Origin of the sequence: Litoribrevibacter euphylliae (assembly GCF_042646085.1) — a bacterium.
GTDB lineage: Bacteria > Pseudomonadota > Gammaproteobacteria > Pseudomonadales > Litoribrevibacteraceae > Litoribrevibacter > Litoribrevibacter euphylliae.
The window spans coordinates 843,247-866,834 of the sequence record NZ_JBHRSZ010000007.1 but is presented as its reverse complement, the minus strand read 5'-3'; the positions used below and the strand labels follow the sequence as shown (position 1 = coordinate 866,834).

Below are 23,588 nucleotides of genomic sequence, written 5' to 3'. Positions count from 1 at the left end.
GACGTCAGTAATGCCCTTTAACCCGCTCTATGATAAGGATGGTTAGATATGATTGACCAAGCTCGATACAACTGCTCAGACACCAATAAACGCACCATAGGATGAGGAAGCGTTAACGGCGACAGAGACCACTTAACATCGGCTCTGGCGACACATCGAGCATCCAACCCTTCCGGGCCGCCCACTAACAAGGCAATGTCTCGTCCGCTCATCCGCCAGTTTTCCATTTGTTCTGATAATTGCTCAGTAGACCAAGTCTTGCCCAAGACCTCAAGCGCTATCACGAAATCAGAAGGTGAAATAGCCGCTAACATGGCATCGCCTTCTTTTTGCATAGCTCGGGCCACATCACGACCTTTCCCCCTCTGACCTGGAGCAATTTCACAAAGCTCCAACGCCATATCGGGCGGCATGCGACGTGCGTATTCCTGATAGCCCTGAGTGACCCAGGACGGCATTTTGTTTCCTACAGCAATCAAACGTATTTTCATGACGTTCTCAAAAAACAAGGCCGACCTCCATCGCCTCCAATACGAAGCAATGAAAATCAGCCTATTATTCCGTTCCTTTTAGCTGGCCGGCTGACTCTGATCTCTATTAGGAGTCAAACCTGACCACAAACGTTCCAAATCATAATGTTCACGAGCGGTTGGCATCATGACATGAACGACAACATCACCAAAATCGATCAGAACCCATTCAGAAGCCTTATCACCCTCTGTCCCCAGAGGATTAACGCCTTCTTTCTTCATCTCTTCAGCCACGTAATCCGCAATAGATTTAACATGACGGGATGAGGTTCCTGAGGCTACGACCATAAAGTCTGTAACACTGGTTTGATCTTTTACATCCAAGCAAGTGATTTCGTTTGCTTTCATGTCATCAAGTAGATCAACAACTTTATCTTTTAAACTCTGGGAGTCCATATATCTCTTCAATTAAACAATGCTTTTCAGCAATACATTAACGACGGATGTGACCGTCACCCAGGACTATATATTTTTGAGAGGTTAAACCGTCTAGTCCAACCGGCCCTCGCGCATGAATCTTATCGGTAGAGATACCAATCTCTGCCCCTAATCCATACTCAAAACCATCCGCAAAACGTGTCGAAGCATTTACCATTACAGAGCTGGAGTCTACTTCCGTCAAGAATTGACGGCTCTTGGTGTAATTCTCGGTAATGATCGCATCGGTATGATGAGAACCATAACGATTAATATGAGCGATCGCTTCAGCCATCGAATCGACTGCCTTAACGGCCAAAATCGGCGCTAGGTATTCAGTTTCCCAATCCTCTTCAGTAGCCGCTTTGAACTCTGGAGAGAACGAACAACACACATCACAACCACGCAGCTCAACACCCGCTTCTTCATAAGCAGAAATCAGCTCAGGCAACACATCGTCAATGCGAGACTTAGCAATCAACAAGGTTTCCATCGTGTTACAAGTGCCATAACGATGCGTTTTGGCATTCACGGCTATATTCACAGCTTTGGTAATATCCGCCTGATCATCAATATACACATGACAGATACCATCAAGGTGTTTAATCACTGTGACCTTCGCATCACGGCTAATACGCTCGATTAAGCCCTTTCCACCACGTGGTACAATCACGTCAACAAACTCTGGCATTGTGATCAACTCACCAACCGCGGCACGATCGGTGGTTTCAACCACTTGAACTGCGGTATCAGGTAAACCTGCTTTCGCTAAACCGGCACGAATACATTTAGCCACCGCCTGATTGGACTCAATCGCTTCAGAACCGCCACGCAGAATGGTCGCATTACCTGATTTAAGGCACAGGCTCGCCGCTTCCACTGTTACGTTAGGGCGAGATTCATAGATAATGCCGATCACACCCAAAGGCACGCGCATCTTACCAATTTGAATACCTGATGGGCGATACGCCATATCCGTGATTTCGCCTACCGGGTCTTGCAATGCAGCAACCTGACGAAGCCCTTCGATCATCGTATCGATGCGAGCATCGGTTAATTCCAAACGATCTAGCAAGGCGGCATCCAACCCATTGGACTTACCACGCTCAAGATCAATTTGATTGGCGGCCATCAACTCACTTCGGGAAGATGCCAATGCTTCCGCCATAGCAAGCAAGGCTTTGTTCTTTTGTTCTGTGGTCGCAGCAGCAACAACACGAGAAGCGGCTCGAGCACTCTGCCCAAGCCCTTCCATATATGCTTTAATATCCATTCAAAATCCGTAACAGAATACAATCGTCATCGTTTTGTGATCAATTTTATTAGTGATCATGGGAAAATATTTCCATTATAACGACATTACGATCTAGATTGTATGTTCAGTAGTCATAATCCTATAAGCAGTAATTAAAATAATGAAAACGCCCGGATTCGACACCTTGGTTTTCGCCAGCCGGAAACTGGAAACCTTTATAGCCTTGACCATCATTATTGCTGTGTTTTCAGTGATATTAATGATCAGAGCTGACAATTTATTAAGCAGCCAATCCATTCTCCTGACCATTCCGTTGACTGCGATTTTAATTCTATTGAGTTTCCAGAAGCCTTCAAGACGACGCGAAATAAGCGGAGTCACCATAGTAATCGCTTTATTTGCCCTGACCGTGATTTTGCCTTTTTTACTGCGTTCCCAGCTTTCCCCCTGGATCTATCTTATTCCGGTACTGCTGATTAATTTCATGACCTTTCGACTGAACCTCATTGCCATTGGCATCTATGCCGCCATTATCTTTACCTTGTTGTCATTTATGGCAGACAATGAGAACGCGTTACCGACCTCGTTAAGTTTTTTGTTTGTCTGCGCTCTTTGCCTGATTATGGCGTTCCTTAAAGATCAAATGTTATTGCGACTGACGGCTCTGGACATATTTCATAAAAAAACAGGATGGCATTTACGTCAGGAGTTAAAACCGTCACTGGATCGTGAAATACAACGGGCGGAGCGTGAAGGCAGTGGCCTCAGCTACAGCTTGATTGAATTCCCGTCGGACACAACCCAAGGAAAATTACGCTGGAACCCCGTCAAACAGTTTGTTCATAGCAGTATTCGCCCGTTCGATCAGGTGTTTCATTACAGCCATCGTAAAATTGCCATCATTCATCCCTACGCCACCAAAGATGAAATCAAATCACGCCTAGAGGCATCTCAACAAAAACACCCTGACGTCACCTTTAAGGCAGGTATCACGAGCTTGAACATTGGGGACAACAGTACCGAAGTCATCAGTAAGGGGCGCGCGGCACTATTGTGCTGCACCGAAAATCAGCAGGTACTTTGCCATGAAGCTTGAGCTCTTTGATCGTTCGATTCAAAACAAGATTGCCGCCATTGCCTATGGTTTTTTAGCGTCGATTCTTATCGTTATCAGCCTTCATCAATTCTTTGCCGGTTATATCGCTGCCTTATCAATTAACGTGCCTGCGGGATTATTATTTGCCTTACTGGCGATGATGCGTTGGCTCAGCAGTTCAGAACAGGACAATGACCGTTTCAGCTTTGCCGGCTTTATTCTTGTAGCCTTTATCTTACTAAATGACATTGAACTGCTGCACTCTACGACCATGGTCTGGATGTATGCCCTGCCGATGTTATTTTTCATGACACAACCCCTGGCAACCGCCAGCATAGCGTCAGCAATTTTTGTGTTATGCCTGATTGTCACCAGTAACAACAGTGGTCTGCTGAGCATGCAATATCAAGCCATCTCAGGTTTGAGTTTTATGTTCTTATTTTCCGGCCTCTTTGCTTACCACCGAAAAATTCACTCCACCCAACTCTTCAAAGCTGCTCAAGCTCACCCTTCCACCAAACTTCCAAACTTCAGTGTCTTTCAACTGCAGCTACTAGAAGAAGTCGAGCGAGCAAAAGTCTCTAAGAATGCACTCTCAGTAATGCTCATTGAGATTGACGATTACCCGAAACTGAAAGAACTGGAAGGAAAAGAAGAAGCCGCTCAAGTTCTGGTCAAACTCAGTCGTTTTCTGGATAAAATCACTCGCACCGGCGACATGCTGTTCCACGCCGAAGATCATCAGTTCTGGCTGATTCTGCCGAACACAGCTCAAGACGGTGTTGTGGTGATTGACGAAAAGATCGTACGAATGGTTCGAGATGAACCCTGGGGACTGATCAGTTCCATCAATGTCCGAACCAGCACCGCCACACTCAACAGCAACGATACAGCGCCTATTCACTTGATCGAACGTTGCTATAAGCGAATGGCTTCGAGTTTTGGTCGCTGACAGAAACGCATTCCAACAAATTCCACTGAATCCATTGATCCGGGCAAAAGAAATCAATGAAGTTTAAGTTTGTCACTGGAAATTCATAGACCAGTGCTTACACTTACGGCTGCATTTAATTCTGGTGCCTCACCAGCTTCATCGACCATACAACATCAGATCGCACATTATGTCGTTTGACTCTATTCTTGATTGGCTAAATTCAAACCCCGAATGGTTCCTATTTGGCGTGTTCTTAACTGCATTCAGTGAATCACTGGCCATTATCGGACTGATCATGCCCGGTGCCTTTCTTATGTTTGCCTTGATGGTGATGGCCGGAAATCAGGACTTTTCACTTCAAGCTGTACTGATTTGGTCATTTGTCGGCGCCGTCACAGGAGACGCCGTCAGCTTTTATTTTGGCCGTATTTTCAAACACCGCATTCCATCACTCTGGCCGTTCAACCGCAAACCAGAGTGGCTACATCAAGGACGCTCGTTCTTTGATCAGCACGGTGGAAAGAGTATTTTCATCGGCCGTTTCGTTGGCCCCGTCAGACCCATCATTCCAATGATTGCCGGTATGCTGGCAATGCCCAGTGGCCGTTTCTTATTTGTAAATGTAGTATCCGCCGTAGGTTGGGCAATTTGCTACGTCTTACCTGGTTACATCATAGGTGCAGCGATGCGGCTGAACATCAGTCTTCCCGAGAATTTCAAAAGTATTTTCTTCACCACCATCATTTTATTGTTTGGATTCATTGCTCTAGCCGTTTGGGTTTATCAAAACCTTCACCCCGAACGCTCTATTTACCGCTACATGAAGAAAGTATTTAGCTCTCATGACACCCTTGAAACGGTTTGGCATAAACTGTCATCACCAAGAACAGACGACCCCAGTTTTCCATTGCCTTCGTTATTAACCCTGATTACTTGTTTGGCACTCTTCCTCGGCTGGGTATTCTGGGTGGATTACGCTTCTCACCCTTTATTTACCGATCAAGCTTTATTGGATCTAGCAAAACAGATTCATACCGAACAAGGCCACACCGCACTGGTAGCCATAACCATGCTTGGCGATCCTAACTTACTCTACTTCTGCGCAGGCTTATTCAGTCTTTACCTCATCATTAAACGACAGTACGCAGGCATCGTTTTAATTGCGGCAGTAACCGCACTAAGTTACACGTTAGTTACTTCGTTGAAAGATGCTTTTGAATTGGCCCGACCTGATCTTTTGGTCACCGCATTTCCAGGTCACTCATTTCCTAGCGGGCACACAGTGGGAGCTACCGTCTATTTCGGTCTAATCGCTTCCTTTCTGGCTCAAGAATTGGCAACCCACAAACGCTGGCCCTTCTATTTCGGAGCCTTACTATTAGCATTATTGGTAGGTGGATCTCGAGTGTTACTGGCCGTACATTGGTTCAGTGACGTGGTATGCGGGCTACTGCTGGGAGCTATGATCGTGGCACTAGCGCGCTTGATTTACAGCCCGTTCAATCAACACTCACTAACATTCAAAATCTACGACTGCTGGCTACCCATAGCCTTAGTAATCGGATATATCGGTTATTATTGGTATGAATTTGAGAGGCAATATCAGAAATACATCTGGCTGGATTTTTTCTAAAAACAGTACACCCATCAAAGCGTTTATAGACACATACTCTGACTAATGGGCACAGACCTTATTTTTGGTATTTATCGAGAAGGCGATATATCTCATCCAAGCGATCGTATGGATGATTCATTTCTAGCAACATTTGCTTTTCCGGCCCTTCGAATGGCAATAACTCGGCAAGACGCCAGCTAATCGAAGAGGCATCGTCATAAGCGATCTCTCGGTGTTCAATCGCAGGATGCTTCTCCAGATGCTTTAACATGATCACTAATTCTTCATGCTCCACCTCTGTGGCCATCTGCATTTCAGCATTCATTGCCTGTCTTTCCGCACGCACCAACTGGTTTGCATCACAATACGGAAACGCAACCCGAACACGCTCAATGCCTTCGACTGTAATCCCCAACATGCCGTTTTTAAGTTGAGCAAAATCAACAATACGAACCAGAGTCCCGACAGATTCAAAGGTCTGACAGAACACGTCCGACTTATCTTGAATGATTCGACACACCACAAACCCATGATCTTCTTTGAAACACTCTGCGACCATATCAAGATATTTCGGCTCAAAGATCTTAAGGTCCAGGCGCATATCGGGAAACATGACAACATCTAACGGAAAAATAGGAAGGTGATTCATAGCTGCAAATTCCAAAGAAACCAATAAGCAACAAATCCATCGAAAAGAGACGACTTATTATTGATTATGTACGAGGATGGCGCTTTGTAAACTGCACTCATCACTATCTTGGGGTATATATGTCCAGATAGGAAAACTTCAAGCCCACATAAGAACCTGACAACCTATGAACATGTGCCACACACCGGGCACTCAGGGTCTTTTCTTAATTTGATCGTTCGCCACTCATGATTCAGCGCATCAAAGACCTGAAGACGCCCCACTAAAGACTCACCAACACCAGCAATGAGCTTTAACGTTTCCAACGCCTGCAGCACACCCTGAGAACCAACGACCGGGCCCAACACACCACTTTCAGAACAGGTAAGCTCTTGTGCATCCACTTCGCCATACAAGCATTGATAACACGGTGAAGCCTCAACCCCAGGATGATACACAGACAACTGCCCTTCAAAACCAATCGCTGCCGCTGATACTAATGGTTTGCCAACCTGCCAGCTGATTCGGTTAATCATAAACCGACTGTCAAAGTTATCCGTACAATCCAGTACCACATCCACTTGCGAGATATAATCAAGCAACTCAGTTTCATCAAGGCGCTGAGCCACAGTGTCAACTTTGATATCAGAATTATTAGCCATCAACTGAGCTGCCAAGGCCTCGACTTTGGCAGTGTTAATACTCGATTCAGTAAACGCGACCTGACGCTGCAAGTTAGTTTGATCGACCTGATCATCATCAACCAAAACTATGCGTCCAACCCCAGCTGCCGCTAAATACATTGCAGCAGGATTCCCCAATCCACCGGCACCAATAATTAATACAGACGCACCAAGAATTCGCTGTTGCCCTTCGATGTCCAACTGCGGCAACATAATTTGACGACTGTATCTTAACAATTGCTCATCGGTTAAATCCGTCAATGTACTCACCCTCAACCTAAACTATTTGCTTACTTCAACGACTCGTTGCGTTCCAGCCAAAGGTAAAGCGATCATTTCCACCATAATCCTGACCGGAACCTACACCGACATAACCGGCATCCACAAACAACTGCGCAACCTGCTCAGCCTGATCATAACCGTGTTCAATCAGCAAACAGCCTGAACCGGTCAGAAAATGCAATGCGCCAGAAATGATGGTTCGAATATCGTCCAAACCATCCTCCCCCGAAACCAAGGCACTCTTTGGCTCAAATACCACATCACCTTCGCTCAAGTGTTTATCAGCCACGCGAATATAGGGCGGGTTACTGATAATTAAGTGATAACTTCCCGCATCAGCAACCGAATCGAAACCATCAAACCAGCTACTTTCAAAAAATCGCACCGACTCCAAGCCAAGCGCATTAGCATTGATCTTAGCCAATTCAACTGCCTCTTTGACCCGATCACAGCCAGACACGTCCCACAATGGGTATTCTGAAGCCAAAGCCAAAGCAATCGCTCCGGTTCCCGTGCCTAAATCAACGGCTTTCTTTTTAACGTCAGTATCTTCTTCGCCCGAAAAGTTCTCTAACACCCATTCAATAAGCGTTTCAGTGTCCGGCCGAGGAATCAATGTGGTATCTGACACCTGCAAAGGCAGTGACCAGAATTCTTTATAACCCACAATATGAGCAATAGGCTGACCTTGCTGACGCTTAGCAACACCAGCCACTAATGCTTGGTATTGATCATCACTCAAGAGCGTTTCTGGCCAGGTATAAAGAAAGGTACGAGATCTATCAAGGATGTGACAAAGCAAGACCTCAAGGTCGAGCTTTGCTGAATCAGAATCAGGCAGCAGTTGATTGGCCTGATTAAGCCACTCAGACAAGGAATCTGAGGGCTTAGGACATATAGGGTTTGCCATGTTATCGGCTCATCAAATCTGCGTAATGATTTAGTTGGCCAGCTCAGTCAGCAATTCTGCCTGATGCTCATTCACCAAAGGTTGCACCAAACTATTTAGATCGCCTTCCATCACTTCCGACAACTTATACAAGGTCAAGTTAATACGATGATCCGTCACACGCCCTTGCGGGTAGTTATACGTGCGAATACGCTCGGAACGATCACCACTGCCGACTAGACTCTTACGTTGATCTGCCACTTCTTTTTGAGCCGCTTCTTCTTGTGCAGACTTCAGACGAGTGGCTAACAGCGACATGGCCTTAGCCCGGTTCTTATGCTGAGAACGCTCATCCTGACACTCAACCACAACCCCTGTTGGAATGTGAGTAATACGAATGGCCGAATCAGTCTTGTTTACGTGCTGACCACCGGCACCAGACGCTCGGAAAGTATCAATACGCAAATCGTTCTTATCGATATTCACTTCTTCCATTTCATCCGCTTCCGGCATGATCGCCACGGTACACGCAGAAGTATGAACACGACCTTGAGATTCTGTTTCAGGGACACGTTGAACACGGTGTGCACCAGACTCAAACTTCAGACGAGAATACACATCCTGGCCAACCACGCGGGTAATGATTTCTTTATACCCGCCGTGCTCACCTTCGCTTTCACTGATGATTTCAATGCGCCAACCTTGCGTTTCAGCATAACGCGAATACATACGGAACAAATCACCCGAGAAAATCGCAGCCTCATCCCCACCGGTCCCGGCACGAATTTCCAAGTAAACGTTTTTACCGTCGTTTGGATCTTTTGGAAGCAGCAACTTTTGCAAATCCAATTCTAGCGACGCAATGTTATCCTGACATGCACTGTATTCTTCCTGCCCCATTGCTTTCATGTCTGGGTCAGAATCGTTCATCAGGATTTTCGCTTCTTCAAGATCATCCTGAGCTTGCTTGTAATCGCCAAAGCATTTAACCACAGGCTCAATTTCGGAATACTCAACCGACAGCGCACGGAATTTATTTTGATCCGAAATCACATCAGGATCACTCAACAGTGCTCCGACTTCTTCATAGCGATCACACAGGTTATCTAACTTTTCTAGAATTGACGCTTTCATAGGATTACAACTTATTCGTTTACAGGTTAGCGATTCTCAGCTTGTTATTATAATGAATTATCGAGCTAAGAATCCTGAGATTCATGTTGGGAGGCATTTTCCAAACCGAACAACTCGCGCGCGGAGTTTATCAGTTCCAGGCGACCTTCTGAACTGGCCTGGCGAATATTCACAGTCGGTTCGTGAATTAGCTTATTGGTCAAGCCTCGTGCCAATTGAGTAAGTACACGCTCAGGGTCAACGCCTTTTTTGAGCTGAGCCAAGGACTTCTCCAACTCAGCATCTGAAATTTCTGACGCCTTTTGACGAAAGGCCGTTAAAGTAGAAACAGCATCAAGGCTTCGCATTTGCTGCTGGAATTTTTCTACGCCATGCCCAACGATATGCTCTGCATGCTCCGCCGCCTTCTGGCGACTTTTGCGGTTCTCTTCCACCACTTCATGCAAGTCATCCACCGTGTATAAATACACATCCTCAAGCTCAGCCACTTGAGGCTCAATATCGCGAGGCACCGCAATATCAGCCATAAACACCGGCTGATAACGACGCTTTTTCATGGCTCGCTCAACCATCCCCTTACCAAGAATCGGCAATTGGCTAGCAGTGGACGAGATGACGATGTCCGCGTCTGGTAAATAATCAGGAATATCAGACAACATAATGGCCTGGGCCGAGAAACGCTTGGCCAGATCTTGAGCTCGCGTCAAGGTACGGTTTGCTACAACAATCTTAGAAACGCCTTGCTCTTTAATGTGTTTGGTCACCAAATCAATGGTTTCACCGGCACCTATCAACAACACATTACATTTGGATAGATCAGAGAAGATATGCTTAGACAAGCTAACGGCGGCAAAGGCAACCGACACTGGGTTCTCACCAATGGCCGTTTCTGTTCGCACTTGTTTAGCAATGGAAAACGACGACTCAAACAACTTCATCAAGGTTGAATTAGCACTACCGGCTTCACGCGCAACACTGTAACTCGACTTAAGTTGCCCAAGAATCTGGGGCTCACCCAGTACTAACGAATCGAGACCGCAGGCGACTCGCATGATATGTCGACAAGCTTCTTCATTCTGATGAAGATAGGCTGCGCACTCCAGATCACCTTTATCCACCTGATGATAATGCGCCATCCACTCAATCAATGCAGGTTGAATATCGTCTTTGGCAGAGAAATAAATCTCGGTGCGATTACAGGTCGATAAAATAGCGGCTTCAGAAACACCTACTTGATCTCTCAGTCGATGTAACGCATCCACAACAACTTCAGGACTAAAGGAAACTTTCTCCCTTACCTCAACAGTTGCTGTCTTGTGATTGATACCGAAAATTCCTAGCGCCATGCTAATCGACTTAAGCTCTTTTACCTATAAGTTCCGAGATTTCAAAAACCTGACATTATCCACGGTTTTCCTGTTTTAATGTACTTTTTTTTCTGCTTTTTTTCGCAGCATTAAGCTGGTAGTGTAAGTGCCATCTACAACCATTCAGTTTTAAGGACACGCCATGAGACACATTCTCTGGTCAGCGATTATTTTATTAAGTGGCTGCGCTACTTTTAACACCACCACCCAAGAACAAACTGACCCGACAACCAACACTGTCTCACAAACAAAAACAGCTAAAGAACACCCTACTCGTCCTTTTGAAACTGACACCCTCTACAACCTGCTTGTCGCTGAAATCGCAGGCCAACGGAGCCAATACGATTTGGCGCTGAGCTACTACCTCGATGAAGCCAAAAACACTCGAGACCCCAATGTTGCAGCGCGAGCATCACGCATCGCTCAATATCTTAATGAACCACAAGCCGCTGCCGAAGCCGCCGACATTTGGCGCGAGAACGACAAAGAAAACATTCACGCTCACGTCACTGCAGCAAACAATTGGCTAAAGCAGCAAGACATTGAAAAATCCATCCAAGCCCTACGTGATGCCCTGGCCATTTCCGAATCAATCAGCCTGGAACAAATTTACCTGAGCGGTAAAGAACTCCCTGCCGAACTGCATCAATCCATCATTGATGGTCTATCCAGCCTCATCAGCGAACACCCAAACCATGTTCGCCTGCATTTCACTAAAGCACTTTTGCTCAGCGACTTCGGCCAAGATCAACAAGCACTCGAAGCGATGAAAGCACTAACCCAAGCGGGTGAAATGTCTCCACCACATTACATTATGCTTGCCAAACTTTACGCTCGAAATGAACAGGCTAAAGACTCTCTTCGCACACTTGAAGAAGGCTGGAACAACTTCACCGGCGAAAAAACACTTGGCCTTCTGTACGCCCAGGCGCTTGCCGATCATCAAGAAGTCGACGATGCACTCGACATTCTGGAAGTGCTGACAGAAATCCATCCAAGCGATGATGAGATTCTAATATCCGCTGCACTAATCAACGCTGAGCTAGGTCAATATAAAGCCGCTGAAGCTCTTTTCTTATCCGCTACAGAAACCAAGCAAAGAGACAGCGCCTGGTATTTCTTGGGTCAATTGCACGAACAACACAATCAGCCAGAACAAGCCATTGAAGCATACAAGTCTGTCGAGGAAGGTAAGAATCTGATTTCCGCCATCACTCGCACCACAACACTGATCAAAGACAACCAAGACATCAACACTGCGCGTCAATATTTGCGAGAACTCCACACCCAGCACGCAAACCAAATTCCGCGACTCATCCAAATCGAAGCGGAGCTGGTTCGAGAAGCTAATGACTTTAACGAGTCCATCATCCTTTACAATGAAGCCATTGCTCTAGAGCCAAGCGATGGCAATCTACTCTATGGCCGCGCTATGGTTCGTGATATGACTGGAGATATCCAGGGAATGGAACAAGATCTGCGAGCAATCCTAGCCAAAAACCCTAACAGTTCGATTGCATTAAATGCACTTGGTTACACGCTTGCCGATAAAACCGATCGCCTGGAAGAAGCCAAAGACTATATTGAAAAAGCCTACATTCTTGACCCTAATGATCCAGCCATCATCGACAGTCTCGGCTGGATTTACTTTAAGCTGGGTGACTACAAAAAGGCTGAATTACTGCTCGCTAAAGCCTATCAGATGTTTAAAGATCAGGAAGTGGCTGCTCATTTAGGTGAAGTACTATGGGTTCAAAATAAAAAAGACCAAGCACTTAAAGTCTGGATTGACGGCCTCCGTCACAACCCAACCGGACCTAAACTACTAGAAACCATGAAACGCTTTAACATCAATGTAAACCACAAAGACGATCAGGAACCCGCTGAAAACGAATCGCCAACCACCCAGCAATAATTTTTCAGCAGGAGACCCTAATGCGCATTTTCGGGCTAACGCTTTTACTTATTCTTGGTATTTCCGGGTGCACCAGTATAGATGATGCACCCACTACATCCTCCGCAACCTTTTCTGAAGAACCGCAACACTGGCAACAGCACCTTCAAAGCATCAGTCAGCTTGAGAACTGGGAATTATCCGGCAAGGTTGGCGTAGTCACCCCCAAACAGAATCAAACCGGCTACATTGATTGGCAACAAGATCATCAAGCCTTTTCCATCAGCATTCGAGGCACGTTGGGTTTTGGCGGGTTGGACTTATTCGGAGACCAACAGTTCGTAACCATTAAAGTGGATGAAAATAATCAACGCACCCTACCTACCGATATCGCATTGGAACGCTATCTTAACTGGGAGTTTCCTATAAACTCACTCAAGTACTGGGTAAAAGGCATTCCTGACCCCAATGCTCCGGTAAGTAATCAGCAATTTAATGGTCAAGGGCAACTAGCACGACTGCAACAACAAGGATGGGACATTCGCCTAATCAATTACGAACGTCATGCAGACAAAGATCAAACGCCGGTTTTCCTTCCCCACAAAATCATTGCGCGCTATAACGGTCACAAAGTCAGCCTAGTCCTATCCGAGTGGACGCTGAACCCAACAACCAAATAAGCCCTTTCGCGCAGAAGCACCAAGCAAATCATAATGAACACTGACTCTAACAACACATTCCGATACGACCTTTCCGTTCCCGCCCCAGCGAAACTTAATTTATTTCTTCACATTACAGGACAAAGAGATAACGGCTATCACGACCTACAAACTCTTTTTCAGTTCGTCGAGTTACACGACCAGCTATATTTTCGTTTAACCGAAACACCAACTATCAAAGTCATTGCGCTTAAAGACACTTCAGTACCCGACTATGAAATCATCGCCCCAGAAGACAACTTAATATATAAAGCAGCAAAGGCATTAGAGAACCATAATCAAACCTCTCAGGGCATTGAAATTCATTATAAGAAAAACATTCCATCAGGTGCCGGACTTGGCGGTGGAAGTTCTGATGCTGCTACTACACTTCTTGCCCTTAACCAGTTATGGCAATGCAATTTGAGCATAGAAAAGTTATGCGAGATTGGGTTAACGCTAGGTGCCGATGTGCCCGTATTTGTTAATGGTAAATCCGTCTTTGCAGAAGGTGTTGGAGAAAAGTTCACGCCTTATGATCCCGCAACCCCTTGGTACATCATCATAAAACCCAAAGCCCACATTGCGACTGCGGAAATTTTTTCTCATCCCGACTTGACTAGAAACACGCCAACCCTCAAAATATCGGCCGCTCTTGAGCATGGTGGTCATAATGACTGCGAAAATGTCGTAAGAAAGCTCTACCCTGAAGTGGATGACGCAATGAATTGGTTAGGCCAATTTAGCTCATCGAAACTGACTGGCACTGGGGCCTGTGTCTTTGCTGAATTTTCTAGTCAGCAAGAGGCCATTCAGATCGCACAGCAATATTCAGATAGCACTGCTATATTTGTTGCCAAAGGTTTAAACGACAATCCTGCCCACAGAGTGTTACAGGAATTAGATTTTTAGAAAAGATTGGCCTAGCTAACACTCTGAAATCATCCTGTATTTGTTGGGGTATAGCCAAGCGGTAAGGCAACGGGTTTTGATCCCGTCATGCGGAGGTTCGAATCCTCCTACCCCAGCCAAAAAGTTAGATTAACCCTAGTGTTCAACCAGCTCCCCTCAAAAGGTGTCGCGAAGTGTCCAAGTTAATGGTCTTTACGGGTAATGCCAACCCGGAACTCGCTAAAAAGGTGGTTGATCAGCTTTGCATTACAATGGGTGATGCAACAGTTGGTCAGTTCAGTGATGGTGAAATTCAGGTAGAACTGAATGAAAACGTACGTGGTAAGGATGTTTTCATCGTTCAATCCACCTGTGTCCCAACTAACGACAATATCATGGAACTGATCATCATGGCCGATGCTCTGCGTCGTGCCTCAGCAGCAAGGATTACTGCTGTTGTTCCTTATTTTGGCTATGCACGTCAGGATCGCCGTCCTCGTTCAGCTCGTGTACCTATCAGCGCTCGCGTTGTAGCAGACATGATGCAAACATCAGGCATCGATCGTGTATTAACGATGGATCTGCACGCAGATCAGATTCAAGGTTTCTTTAGCATTCCGGTAGATAACATTTATGGTTCTCCGGTATTGCTGGATGACATTGAGCGTCAGGATTATCAGAAACTAACCGTTGTTTCTCCTGATGTGGGTGGTGTTGTTCGTGCTCGTGCACTCGCAAAATTGTTGGGTGATGAGCTAGCGATTATTGATAAGCGTCGTCCTCGTGCCAATGAAGCTGAAATCATGCACATCATTGGTGACGTAGAAGGACGCACCTGTATTCTGATTGACGATATGGTTGATACTGCTGGCACACTTTGCCAAGCAGCAGCTGCATTGAAATCCAGAGGTGCAGAGAAAGTTGTCGCCTACTGTACACACCCTGTACTGTCTGGCCCAGCGGTTGAAAGATTGAACTCGTCTCATGTAGACGAGTTAGTAGTTACTGATACTATTCCATTGAGTGAAACAGCGGCTAACAGCCCACGTATTCGTCAATTGAGTATTTCAGGTCTACTGGCTGAATCGGTACGCCGAATCAGTAATGAAGAATCCATTAGTGCAATGTTCCGTTAATTTAAGAATTCCGTTAACTCGAGAGCTCGTTAATTTAACAGCTCTCTAGATTAAGATCTGAATTAACTTATTGCCAATGACATAACGTCCCGAATTTTTCGGGCTTTAAATAACTTCCTATTTAGCTGGTCGCAAGCGGATAGGAAACTTTGAGGTATATACCATGGTTGATTTCGTATTAAACGCAGAAGTTCGCGAAGATCAGGGGAAAGGTGCGAGCCGCCGCCTACGTCGCGAAGCTGGCAAAGTACCTGCTATCGTTTACGGTGGAGCTAAAAACCGTAAACCACAAGCAATCACTATTGCTGCAAACGAGTTAGATAAAGCTCTTCAAAACGAAGCGTTTTTCTCACACGTTCTAACGCTAAACATCGGTGAAAAAGCTGAGCAAGTGATCATCAAAGATCTTCAGCGTCACCCAGCTAAGCCAGTTATCTACCACGCTGACTTCCTACGTGTAACTAAGAGCACAGTAATCACTAAATCTGTTCCTCTTCACTTCATCAATGAAGACACTTGTGTAGGTGTTAAGCAGCAAGGCGGTAAGATCACGCACAACGCAGCAAACGTTGAAATCAAATGTACTACAGCAACTTTGCCAGAGTTCATTGAAGTAGATATGGCTGAAGTTGAAGCTGGTAGCATTTTACACTTGTCAGACATCAAACTTCCTAAAGGCGTTACTTTGGTTCAGCTAGCTCTTGGTGCTGACCACGATGAAGCAATTGCCTCTATCGCTGCGAAGAAAGCAAGCGCTGACGACGAAGCAGCTTCTGAAGAGTAATTCGAAAGAATAACTCTTTCATAGAAAGAAGCTAAAGGAACCGGCATGAGTGACATTCGTTTAATCGTAGGTCTGGGAAACCCAGGCTCTGAATACGAACAAACACGTCACAATGCCGGTTTTCTTTTTTTGGATGAAATTGCCCGACAATACCAAGGCAACTTCAGACCAGAAAAAAAATACGCAGGCGAGTACTGCAAAGTACGAATCAATGGCGAAGAAGTTCATCTTCTAAAACCGATGACGTACATGAATCGCAGCGGCCAGGCCGTAGGTCCTCTGGCAAATTTCTTCAAGATCTCCCCTGAAGAAATCCTCGTCGTTCATGACGAACTCGATATTCCTCCAGGCACAGCCAAATTGAAAAAAGGCGGCGGCCATGGCGGGCATAACGGTCTAAAAGACATCATTCGCTGTTTGGCCAACAGCAAAGAGTTCCATCGTCTTCGTTTAGGTATCGGCCACCCTGGTGACAGTAAACTCGTTGCCAATTACGTCCTCAAAAAAGCTCCGGTTACAGAGATGCAAGCCATCGAAGCAAGCATCGATGAAGCAGCCAGAGTCTTACCGACCTTCCTTTCCGGCGATTCATCAAAAGCAATGAATCAGTTACATAGCTTTAAAGCCTAAGGCACATTCACTAGACACCACATACTGTCTATTAAATCGTCTCTCCCCTATACCTGTTCGTAAAAAACCCTATAATAGCGTCCTTTAAAATTTCAAATTTATCGAATCGAGAGAGTCAGCCACTAAACGGCTTCAACTCCTAACACATACGGGAATCACTCATGGGTTTTAAGTGCGGCATCGTCGGCCTACCAAACGTAGGAAAATCAACTCTGTTTAATGCCTTAACCAAAGCAGAAATTGATGCAGAGAATTTCCCTTTCTGTACCATTGAGCCGAACTCGGGCGTTGTTCCTATGCCTGACCCTCGCTTAGACAAACTGGAAGCCATTGTTAATCCTGAGCGTGTACTACCGACAACCATGGAGTTCGTAGACATTGCAGGTTTGGTTAAAGGCGCATCCAAAGGTGAAGGTCTAGGCAACCAGTTCTTAGCAAACATCCGAGAAACCGATGCCATCGCGCATGTGGTTCGTTGCTTTGAGAATGAGAACGTTATTCACGTAGAAAATAAGATCGATCCGGCAGATGACGTTGAAGTTATCAACATGGAATTGATTCTGGCGGACCTTGAAAGCGTTGAAAAGCAACTTCAAAAAGTTCAGCGTGTTGCTAAGAGCGGTAACAAAGATGCCATTAAGCAGAAAGAACTGCTAGAGCGTTTAATCCAACACTTCGAAAACGGTAATCCAGCACGTACGCTTGAGCTTTCTGATGACGAATGGAAAGAAGTAAAGCAATTCCACCTCATCACCAATAAGCCAACCATGTACATCGCTAACGTGGACGAAGACGGCTTCGAAGATAACCCGCACCTAGACACAGTTCGCGCCATTGCTGAAAAAGAAGGCGCTGTCGTTGTGCCAATCTGTAATAAGCTGGAAGCAGAAATCGCAGAATTAGACGACGAAGAGAAAGAAGAATTCCTAGAAGATCTTGGTATGGAAGAAGCTGGCCTTGATCGTGTAATCCGTGCTGGCTACGAACTGCTTGGCCTTCAAACCTATTTCACTGCCGGCGTTAAAGAAGTGCGCGCCTGGACCGTTAAAGTTGGCGCAACCGCACCACAAGCCGCTGGCGTGATCCATACCGACTTCGAAAAAGGCTTCATCCGTGCCGAAGTAATCGGCTATGGCGATTTCATCGAGTACAACGGTGAATCAGGTGCAAAAGAAGCTGGTAAATGGCGCCTAGAAGGCAAAGATTACATCGTAAAAGACGGTGATGTGGTTCATTTCCGCTTCAACGTTTAACGCAATAAATCGCCTAAAAAAATATCTAAAAAATTAGCGCTTATGTGTTGACAGAAACCCTCTCGATCCGCATAATGCGCAGCCTGAAGTGGCAACGTAGCTCAGCTGGTTAGAGCACAGCACTCATAATGCTGGGGTCGGCAGTTCAAGTCTGCCCGTTGCTACCACTTATTCTAAAAGCTCGCTTTCAAAGCGAGCTTTTTTCGTTTTAGTCCTTCTATTTTATCACTGCCCTTCTCAGCTCATTCTTATTCATTATCAAGTTCGACCTTTGAGTAGAGATAACATGACACAACACTCAAAATAAAGCCCGCGTGCTTCTCAATTATCAAATAAGCAAACATATTGCGTCGCTCAAATGTATGAGTATTTACACATTCACATGAATAGAATTCTAGTCATCATAGTTTACGGCCTGGGGTTTTCGCTTTCCATCTGGCAATGGCAAAGCCTGGACGAAGAAACGAAGAACATTGCTTTCTACACAGTCTTCTTAATCACCATTATTCAAGGAAATTACCTCACATTTAAGCTAGAAAGACTTAAAGAAAAGCTCAAAGTACAAAACAACGATGAATAAACTGAATACTCTACTTTTGCTCACACTGACACTTCTTTGTGCTAATCAGTAAATCAATAGCGTTCAACCACTTATCAGGATCATCGAAGCCAAATGATCCTTCACGTCATATAAGTTACAAAACCCGCCACCCAGTTCTTTCCTAACATTTTTTAACAATACAAGCGCTACTAAAAGCTCTAAACTGATCAAAATAAGAACAAAGATAAGAATTAGCTTGTCCGCATGACCCAATTTAGAACAAGAATCACGCACTTCAGCAACACAATTTTTGATGGTAGCTACGTAGAAAAATCTCAGTGCATCTTTACCTTAATCGCACTGACACTAGGTTGCTTTGCTATCTTGTTATCATTCACCTTGTTGCTCACTGACGCTGCTTCAAATATCAATCGGCAGGGGTACGTTGAGCTACTCGAAATCTCCAGTGTGTGTTCACTTTATAGTCTGATCTTAACGATGATCGGCAACTTCATTAAAGACCGAGAATCCCGCTGGTATGCCCACGTTTGCGTGTTCAGCTATGTAATGGTGAACGTCTTTATTTTGTTCTATATCGGTGTCTATTCGATGGGTACCGGCATCGCGTTAGCCGGCGCTCCGATCATAGGCCTGATTCTATTTGACCGGCGTTTGATCTTTACCAGTCTCGGAAGTGGCTTACTGATCTTCATCGCATTCAATGTCTTTATGCTAACGAACAATCTGGAGTACGCGCCGATTGTTCAGAATCAAGCAGAACCCTACCGTGATCCAATTTGGTTAATGACAATGCTGACCTTTGTCAGTGGCCACTTAGGACTGCTGGTGTTTATTGGTCATACCTCTATCTCGCGATGGAAAGAGCGTGAAGCCCAAGTCACTTTTTTATCCACCACTGATCCTTTAACCCACTTGTCGAACCGTCGACATTTGATGGAACACTATCAACAGGAATATCAGCGAGCGATTCGCCAACAAAGTCCACTGTCTATTTTCCTGGTAGATTTGGATCACTTTAAGCAAGTGAACGACACGTTTGGCCACTTATCTGGCGATGAGGCATTGAAAGTTGCAGCCTGGACACTCAAAGACACACTCAGAGAAACCGATCTAGTGGGTCGATACGGTGGCGAAGAGTTTTTGGTGATTCTGCCCGATACCGATGGTCGCGCCGCCATTCAGGTTGCTGATCGTTTCCGACGCGCACTTCAAGCCAATGCCATTGAGCTTCCTGACGGTCAACGTCTGACCATTACCGCCAGCATTGGCCTTAACACCAGCATTCCGAAAAGCCTGACGGATCTCGATCACTTTTTAGCATCGGCAGATAAAGCCCTTTACCAAGCTAAGAATAATGGCCGAAATCAAGTCACGATTGCGGTGGAAAACGAACAAGCTGCTTAGTCATTTCAACGACGTCAACCTCAGGAATGTCTTCGTCAGGAAACGCCGCCTGTACCGTCTCTACCAATTGCTTTGAAAACACTTGGTAAAGCAGACGAACGCTGACTGTCAGTTCGCCGCTATAATCAGGTAACGAGAAGTGTTCTACGCGCGTTTCACCAGAAGCAATGCGCGTGTCTTTGCCAATTTTTACATAGCGCCAGAACCGTAAGCCTACCGGTTGCCCGTCTTCATCCACTCCGATTTTAATGAACTTACGACTGTCTTTTGGGATATAACCATTTCTCATCACACCACTCTCGAAGAGAGTTTGCCCTTGCTCATCAGTCGCGATCACCTCTAACCACACCTGACGTCGTGATCCACCCGGTAAATGATGACCCGAACGCTCATTTGTTACTGCGACCTGTAATTCGCCATTATTCAACGTCACGGCTAATGTGGCGGCGGTTTTCAGAATATCCACACTCAGCTGTTGATGCTCCGCACTGCGCATGCCGGTGAAGTAATAATTCCCTCCGGTGAAATGATGAGAACGCAGTTGAGCTTTCATTGGGCCACCCTCGGTAGAGCGCCCTGCTTGGGCAGAGAAATGCGTGACATCTGGAGTCATATGACAATCAATGCAGGTTTTATGTTGTTCAGGCTCGTCAGGGTTATTAAATTTGGAGGCCAGCCATTCACCGTAATTATCATTGACGTTCGCGCCCATGCCCGTGGTGAATTCATTATGACAGGTCGCGCAATACAGCGAATCCTGATACAGAGAGGGGTCAGAATACGACGCCTTATGCGCGCCCGGTTGAGCATTGATTTGTTTATCCGCCAGCCATTGTGCTACCGGGTTATCCACATTCTCAAAGATATAACTGGCTCGATCTTTTAGGTTGACCGTCATATCGGCGTTACCACCGGCATTCTCCGCTTTCACGATACGGTGACAGAACTCACAACCAGTGCCCCGTTCGTTGACAGCCAGGCCGTGAGACAATCTGTTTTTTAACGATGCACCACCCGCTTCACGCATATCACCAAATTCGGAGAAAGCCTGGCTCTCACCATTGATGACCATCTGAGGCGCATGACAGCCACGACAGAGTACCCGAAATTCCTCGCCTTCTTCTTTTGCAGCAAAGTCCTCATGGAAACGGTAGAAGGGATGATCCATGTTCATGCCATGATTGGAGTCGGCCCACTGATCGTAAATGGTACTATGGCAATCGGCGCACTTGGCCGAATTGATCCAATCTTCAGGATGAGCGTAAGGCGTCTCGTCATCCAGGCGTAGCCAGGTTGATAAATACGGGAGATTTTCCTGTGCTCGAACATAAGCATTCAAAGCGGTCATCTGCTTTGCGACCGCTACCGGTGGATGTTCTGGATCAATCCCAGGCATACCACCCTGCGTTTTTTGAATGATGTCGACATAAGCGCCGACCGGATCACCGGCGATCATCTTACGCACGTCCACATGCCCGGTCAGCGCGTTCTGATATTTATCTTTCTGACCGTCGTTTAACAAATAACGGTTAGTAAAGTTAAACCCGTCGATGTGGCAGGAATCGCAACTCATCCAAAAATCACCCGCAATGCTCGGTGAATAATCATCGCTATTGGCCGAATTGAATAAGCTTTTACCGAGGCGTAACGGCGCAGGTAACGGATCTTCCGATACCAGCTCAGCAAACACCTCCTTTTCCAGTTTGATTTTAGAAAACGGCCCGCCATCGCCCAAATTAAACGTAGATACATCAAGACTCATCGCATTTTGCACAAACAACCGTTGTCCCTGAGTAACCAAGCCTTTCGGGTTATCCCCAGGAACGTGACGGTAGATCTGTGTGACTTTTGCGCCGCCTTGAAATTTCTTACGACGATGACGCTTCTTGCTGGCTTTTCCCTGTCGAGAAAGATCAAACACCATTAAGTCTTCGGAACCCGCTAAGCTCACAACGACTTTTTGATCCCCTTCAGTAAATACCGCATCATGCGGATTAGAAACGATGCGCGTCTTATTGCCCTTTTCAAGAATGTTAATTTGCTGGAACAGCTGTTTACGCTCTTCCACCCTCTCCTGTTCTTTTCCTGGAGTTAAATCCAGCACGGAGACAGCAGGAAAAATTGTCGACTGGAATTGAAAGTTATGACCAAACGACCACAGCACATGCGGCAGCCAGGCTTGTGAACCGTCGGATGAAATTGCGATATTATCCAAGCGTCTTGGCCTGCCTTGCGGGGTGGTTTTTATCGGATGCGAAGGCGTCTCTGCCAATTGAATAACCTTATCCAGCTTAGGCACCTCAAACTCCGTTAAGTAAATAGACACTTCACCGGTCAATGCATGCGAGATCAACAGGCGACCATCCTCTAGCCAGGCAAGACCTCGTGGCGTTTCAGCGGTATCAATCTCCGCCACTAGATCACCATCAGTCGATACCACCAGCAGCTTATGCTGCTCAAAACTGGTCACATAGAAACGATGCTTTTCGGAATCAAACACGACGCCAAACGGACGAGACGGCACCTCGATACGATTGAGTTCCTTCAAGCTGTCAGCATCCAATAACACCACTTCGTCGGCCAAGTAATCGGTCGCCAAGATCACAGACGACTCATCCGACGATAACGCAATTCGACGTATGTCTTGCCCGATTCGAACTTCGCTGAGACGCTCGCCTGACGCTTTATCTAGAGTACTGACGGAGCCGGTATCAAAGTTGGCGCTGATTATTCGGTTTCGAGCGTCATCCAAAACAAAGGAGCTGCTTTTATTGTGCGCCATCCCGAAAGACGCCAACGGCCATAAAGTTATCCACAGCAGCAAAATACAACTAAGGCGAAGGCTCATGTGTTGTCTCCTCTGCGATTCGCAAAGAAACTCACCAACCGGGACGACTTCAAGTTCAATACACTCCAACGCAAGGCGTGTCGAAATACCAGCGGCGTAAGTACTAACGAGGAATAGAAATGGACGTCCTGAATGAATACGCTCAGCGTATTTCCGGTGACACCGTAAAAGAAGAGGTAAACACCGCTGCTGACACAGAGCACCAACAGGGCTTCAGTCATTCGGCCTGTAATTCTTAAAAATGACTTCTTAGAGCGCATCAACAAACGACGATGCGCACTCCAGAACATCCCAACAGTCCATAGAAACAGAGAAACGCCGATCACCATATGCGCCAGCAACAACCAACGCTCTATTGTCCATGGCAGCGATAATTGATCCCACAGTAAAAAGCCTGACACAAACATCACATACATCAGCTTTTCAGCGTTTTTATGGCGATACGCCTGCTTTAACCAATAACCTTTAAGCGATTGCGTCCATGAAAGACGTTCATTTTCAGAAGAAACGGTCGAGGAAGACAAAGGGGCATTCATAAAAACAACCAGACACTGATATATCAGCGTAAAAGTTCAATCGTGTACGTTTCTAGAAATCCTATCCAAAATCATCAGATACGATGTTGATATAACGCAAGAAGGCCGGAGCTAATGGCTCC

22 protein-coding genes and 2 tRNA genes are annotated in these 23,588 nt (G+C 45.9%); 14 read left to right on the top strand and 10 right to left on the bottom strand.

Translation table 11 applies throughout. The features are described 5' to 3' along the window. Positions 1-17 precede the first annotated feature (17 nt). From rlmH to ACFOEK_RS19040, 3 genes are all read right to left on the bottom strand, one after another. The gene (rlmH, locus tag ACFOEK_RS19050; protein WP_386723062.1) at positions 18-491 is read right to left on the bottom strand and encodes a 23S rRNA (pseudouridine(1915)-N(3))-methyltransferase RlmH; all 474 of its coding nucleotides are present in this window, start codon (positions 489-491) and stop codon (positions 18-20) included. Between the two features lie 78 nt (positions 492-569). After that, on the bottom strand, positions 570-926 hold the full coding sequence (rsfS, locus tag ACFOEK_RS19045; protein ID WP_386723061.1) for a ribosome silencing factor: 357 nt from the start codon (positions 924-926) through the stop codon (positions 570-572). A 37-nt stretch (positions 927-963) separates the two neighbouring features. Then, positions 964-2,220: a glutamate-5-semialdehyde dehydrogenase gene (locus tag ACFOEK_RS19040; RefSeq protein WP_386723060.1), complete on the bottom strand. Its 1,257-nt coding sequence runs from the start codon at positions 2,218-2,220 to the stop codon at positions 964-966. 142 nt (positions 2,221-2,362) lie between these two features. On the opposite strand from ACFOEK_RS19040, the gene ACFOEK_RS19035 reads away from it, so the two are divergent. The 3 genes from ACFOEK_RS19035 (at position 2,363) to ACFOEK_RS19025 (ending at position 5,865) form a co-directional block, all read left to right on the top strand. Next, positions 2,363-3,298: a hypothetical protein gene (locus ACFOEK_RS19035; protein ID WP_386723059.1), complete on the top strand. Its 936-nt coding sequence runs from the start codon at positions 2,363-2,365 to the stop codon at positions 3,296-3,298. Continuing rightward, positions 3,288-4,250, top strand: a complete 963-nt coding sequence (locus ACFOEK_RS19030; protein WP_386723058.1) for a diguanylate cyclase domain-containing protein — start codon at positions 3,288-3,290, stop codon at positions 4,248-4,250. Before ACFOEK_RS19035 ends, ACFOEK_RS19030 begins: the two co-directional genes overlap by 11 nt. A gap of 169 nt (positions 4,251-4,419) precedes the next feature. Continuing rightward, positions 4,420-5,865 carry a bifunctional DedA family/phosphatase PAP2 family protein gene (locus ACFOEK_RS19025; RefSeq protein ID WP_386723057.1) on the top strand — a complete coding sequence of 482 codons (1,446 nt, stop codon included), beginning with the start codon at positions 4,420-4,422 and terminating at the stop codon, positions 5,863-5,865. 58 nt (positions 5,866-5,923) lie between these two features. On the opposite strand, the gene ACFOEK_RS19020 is transcribed toward ACFOEK_RS19025, so the two are convergent. The 5 genes from ACFOEK_RS19020 to hemA form a co-directional block, all read right to left on the bottom strand. After that, positions 5,924-6,496 (bottom strand): LON peptidase substrate-binding domain-containing protein, encoded by a 573-nt coding sequence (locus ACFOEK_RS19020; protein WP_386723056.1) that lies wholly within the window; start codon positions 6,494-6,496, stop codon positions 5,924-5,926. A gap of 164 nt (positions 6,497-6,660) precedes the next feature. Continuing rightward, positions 6,661-7,428, bottom strand: a complete 768-nt coding sequence (locus tag ACFOEK_RS19015; RefSeq protein ID WP_386723055.1) for a HesA/MoeB/ThiF family protein — start codon at positions 7,426-7,428, stop codon at positions 6,661-6,663. A 25-nt stretch (positions 7,429-7,453) separates the two neighbouring features. Further along, positions 7,454-8,350, bottom strand: a complete 897-nt coding sequence (gene prmC, locus ACFOEK_RS19010; RefSeq protein ID WP_386723054.1) for a peptide chain release factor N(5)-glutamine methyltransferase — start codon at positions 8,348-8,350, stop codon at positions 7,454-7,456. Positions 8,351-8,380: 30 nt separating this feature from the next. Then, the gene (prfA, locus tag ACFOEK_RS19005; protein ID WP_386723053.1) at positions 8,381-9,463 is read right to left on the bottom strand and encodes a peptide chain release factor 1; all 1,083 of its coding nucleotides are present in this window, start codon (positions 9,461-9,463) and stop codon (positions 8,381-8,383) included. 65 nt (positions 9,464-9,528) lie between these two features. Further along, on the bottom strand, positions 9,529-10,809 hold the full coding sequence (gene hemA, locus ACFOEK_RS19000) for a glutamyl-tRNA reductase (protein WP_386723052.1): 1,281 nt from the start codon (positions 10,807-10,809) through the stop codon (positions 9,529-9,531). Positions 10,810-10,972: 163 nt separating this feature from the next. Between hemA and ACFOEK_RS18995 the strand changes: the two genes are divergently transcribed. The 11 genes from ACFOEK_RS18995 to ACFOEK_RS18945 all read left to right on the top strand — a co-directional run bounded on the left by ACFOEK_RS18995 (position 10,973) and on the right by ACFOEK_RS18945 (position 20,082). Further along, entirely contained in the window at positions 10,973-12,745 is a 1,773-nt protein-coding gene (locus tag ACFOEK_RS18995) for a tetratricopeptide repeat protein (protein ID WP_386723051.1), read from the top strand. A gap of 20 nt (positions 12,746-12,765) precedes the next feature. Then, on the top strand, positions 12,766-13,404 hold the full coding sequence (lolB, locus tag ACFOEK_RS18990; protein ID WP_386723050.1) for a lipoprotein insertase outer membrane protein LolB: 639 nt from the start codon (positions 12,766-12,768) through the stop codon (positions 13,402-13,404). A 33-nt stretch (positions 13,405-13,437) separates the two neighbouring features. After that, entirely contained in the window at positions 13,438-14,334 is an 897-nt protein-coding gene (ispE, locus tag ACFOEK_RS18985; protein WP_386723049.1) for a 4-(cytidine 5'-diphospho)-2-C-methyl-D-erythritol kinase, read from the top strand. Positions 14,335-14,378: 44 nt separating this feature from the next. Further along, a tRNA-Gln gene (locus ACFOEK_RS18980) sits at positions 14,379-14,453 on the top strand. Between the two features lie 54 nt (positions 14,454-14,507). Beyond that, positions 14,508-15,449, top strand: a complete 942-nt coding sequence (locus ACFOEK_RS18975) for a ribose-phosphate pyrophosphokinase (RefSeq protein WP_386723048.1) — start codon at positions 14,508-14,510, stop codon at positions 15,447-15,449. Between the two features lie 163 nt (positions 15,450-15,612). Then, entirely contained in the window at positions 15,613-16,233 is a 621-nt protein-coding gene (locus tag ACFOEK_RS18970) for a 50S ribosomal protein L25/general stress protein Ctc (RefSeq protein WP_386723047.1), read from the top strand. Positions 16,234-16,278: 45 nt separating this feature from the next. After that, on the top strand, positions 16,279-16,863 hold the full coding sequence (gene pth / locus ACFOEK_RS18965; RefSeq protein ID WP_386723046.1) for an aminoacyl-tRNA hydrolase: 585 nt from the start codon (positions 16,279-16,281) through the stop codon (positions 16,861-16,863). Positions 16,864-17,024: 161 nt separating this feature from the next. Beyond that, positions 17,025-18,116: a redox-regulated ATPase YchF gene (gene ychF, locus ACFOEK_RS18960; protein ID WP_386723045.1), complete on the top strand. Its 1,092-nt coding sequence runs from the start codon at positions 17,025-17,027 to the stop codon at positions 18,114-18,116. 90 nt (positions 18,117-18,206) lie between these two features. Next, positions 18,207-18,283 (top strand) — tRNA-Met (locus tag ACFOEK_RS18955). Positions 18,284-18,498: 215 nt separating this feature from the next. Further along, complete coding sequence (locus ACFOEK_RS18950) at positions 18,499-18,696, top strand: hypothetical protein (RefSeq protein WP_386723044.1); 198 nt, start codon at positions 18,499-18,501, stop codon at positions 18,694-18,696. A gap of 225 nt (positions 18,697-18,921) precedes the next feature. Beyond that, entirely contained in the window at positions 18,922-20,082 is a 1,161-nt protein-coding gene (locus tag ACFOEK_RS18945; protein WP_386723043.1) for a GGDEF domain-containing protein, read from the top strand. Here ACFOEK_RS18945 and ACFOEK_RS18940 read toward each other — a convergent pair. Further along, positions 20,048-22,930 (bottom strand): multiheme c-type cytochrome, encoded by a 2,883-nt coding sequence (locus ACFOEK_RS18940; RefSeq protein WP_386723042.1) that lies wholly within the window; start codon positions 22,928-22,930, stop codon positions 20,048-20,050. The two genes, ACFOEK_RS18945 and ACFOEK_RS18940, sit on opposite strands and share 35 nt — an antisense overlap. Then, on the bottom strand, positions 22,927-23,466 hold the full coding sequence (locus tag ACFOEK_RS18935) for a hypothetical protein (protein WP_386723041.1): 540 nt from the start codon (positions 23,464-23,466) through the stop codon (positions 22,927-22,929). Before ACFOEK_RS18935 ends, ACFOEK_RS18940 begins: the two co-directional genes overlap by 4 nt. Between the last annotated feature and the right edge of the window lie 122 nt (positions 23,467-23,588).

Bases quoted from the DNA above. Each gene is read 5' to 3' on its own strand.
- ACFOEK_RS19020 (WP_386723056.1), bottom strand. From the start codon at position 6,496: ATGAATCACCTTCCTATTTTTCCGTTAGATGTTGTCATGTTTCCCGAT.
- rsfS (WP_386723061.1), bottom strand. From the start codon at position 926: ATGGACTCCCAGAGTTTAAAAGATAAAGTTGTTGATCTACTTGATGAC.
- ychF (WP_386723045.1), top strand. From the start codon at position 17,025: ATGGGTTTTAAGTGCGGCATCGTCGGCCTACCAAACGTAGGAAAATCA.
- rlmH (WP_386723062.1), bottom strand. From the start codon at position 491: ATGAAAATACGTTTGATTGCTGTAGGAAACAAAATGCCGTCCTGGGTC.
- hemA (WP_386723052.1), bottom strand. From the start codon at position 10,809: ATGGCGCTAGGAATTTTCGGTATCAATCACAAGACAGCAACTGTTGAG.
- prmC (WP_386723054.1), bottom strand. From the start codon at position 8,350: ATGGCAAACCCTATATGTCCTAAGCCCTCAGATTCCTTGTCTGAGTGG.
- ACFOEK_RS18995 (WP_386723051.1), top strand. From the start codon at position 10,973: ATGAGACACATTCTCTGGTCAGCGATTATTTTATTAAGTGGCTGCGCT.
- ACFOEK_RS18945 (WP_386723043.1), top strand. From the start codon at position 18,922: ATGACCCAATTTAGAACAAGAATCACGCACTTCAGCAACACAATTTTT.
- ispE (WP_386723049.1), top strand. From the start codon at position 13,438: ATGAACACTGACTCTAACAACACATTCCGATACGACCTTTCCGTTCCC.
- ACFOEK_RS18970 (WP_386723047.1), top strand. From the start codon at position 15,613: ATGGTTGATTTCGTATTAAACGCAGAAGTTCGCGAAGATCAGGGGAAA.
- pth (WP_386723046.1), top strand. From the start codon at position 16,279: ATGAGTGACATTCGTTTAATCGTAGGTCTGGGAAACCCAGGCTCTGAA.
- ACFOEK_RS19025 (WP_386723057.1), top strand. From the start codon at position 4,420: ATGTCGTTTGACTCTATTCTTGATTGGCTAAATTCAAACCCCGAATGG.
- lolB (WP_386723050.1), top strand. From the start codon at position 12,766: ATGCGCATTTTCGGGCTAACGCTTTTACTTATTCTTGGTATTTCCGGG.
- ACFOEK_RS19030 (WP_386723058.1), top strand. From the start codon at position 3,288: ATGAAGCTTGAGCTCTTTGATCGTTCGATTCAAAACAAGATTGCCGCC.
- ACFOEK_RS18940 (WP_386723042.1), bottom strand. From the start codon at position 22,930: ATGAGCCTTCGCCTTAGTTGTATTTTGCTGCTGTGGATAACTTTATGG.
- ACFOEK_RS18950 (WP_386723044.1), top strand. From the start codon at position 18,499: ATGAATAGAATTCTAGTCATCATAGTTTACGGCCTGGGGTTTTCGCTT.
- ACFOEK_RS19035 (WP_386723059.1), top strand. From the start codon at position 2,363: ATGAAAACGCCCGGATTCGACACCTTGGTTTTCGCCAGCCGGAAACTG.
- ACFOEK_RS18935 (WP_386723041.1), bottom strand. From the start codon at position 23,466: ATGAATGCCCCTTTGTCTTCCTCGACCGTTTCTTCTGAAAATGAACGT.
- prfA (WP_386723053.1), bottom strand. From the start codon at position 9,463: ATGAAAGCGTCAATTCTAGAAAAGTTAGATAACCTGTGTGATCGCTAT.
- ACFOEK_RS19040 (WP_386723060.1), bottom strand. From the start codon at position 2,220: ATGGATATTAAAGCATATATGGAAGGGCTTGGGCAGAGTGCTCGAGCC.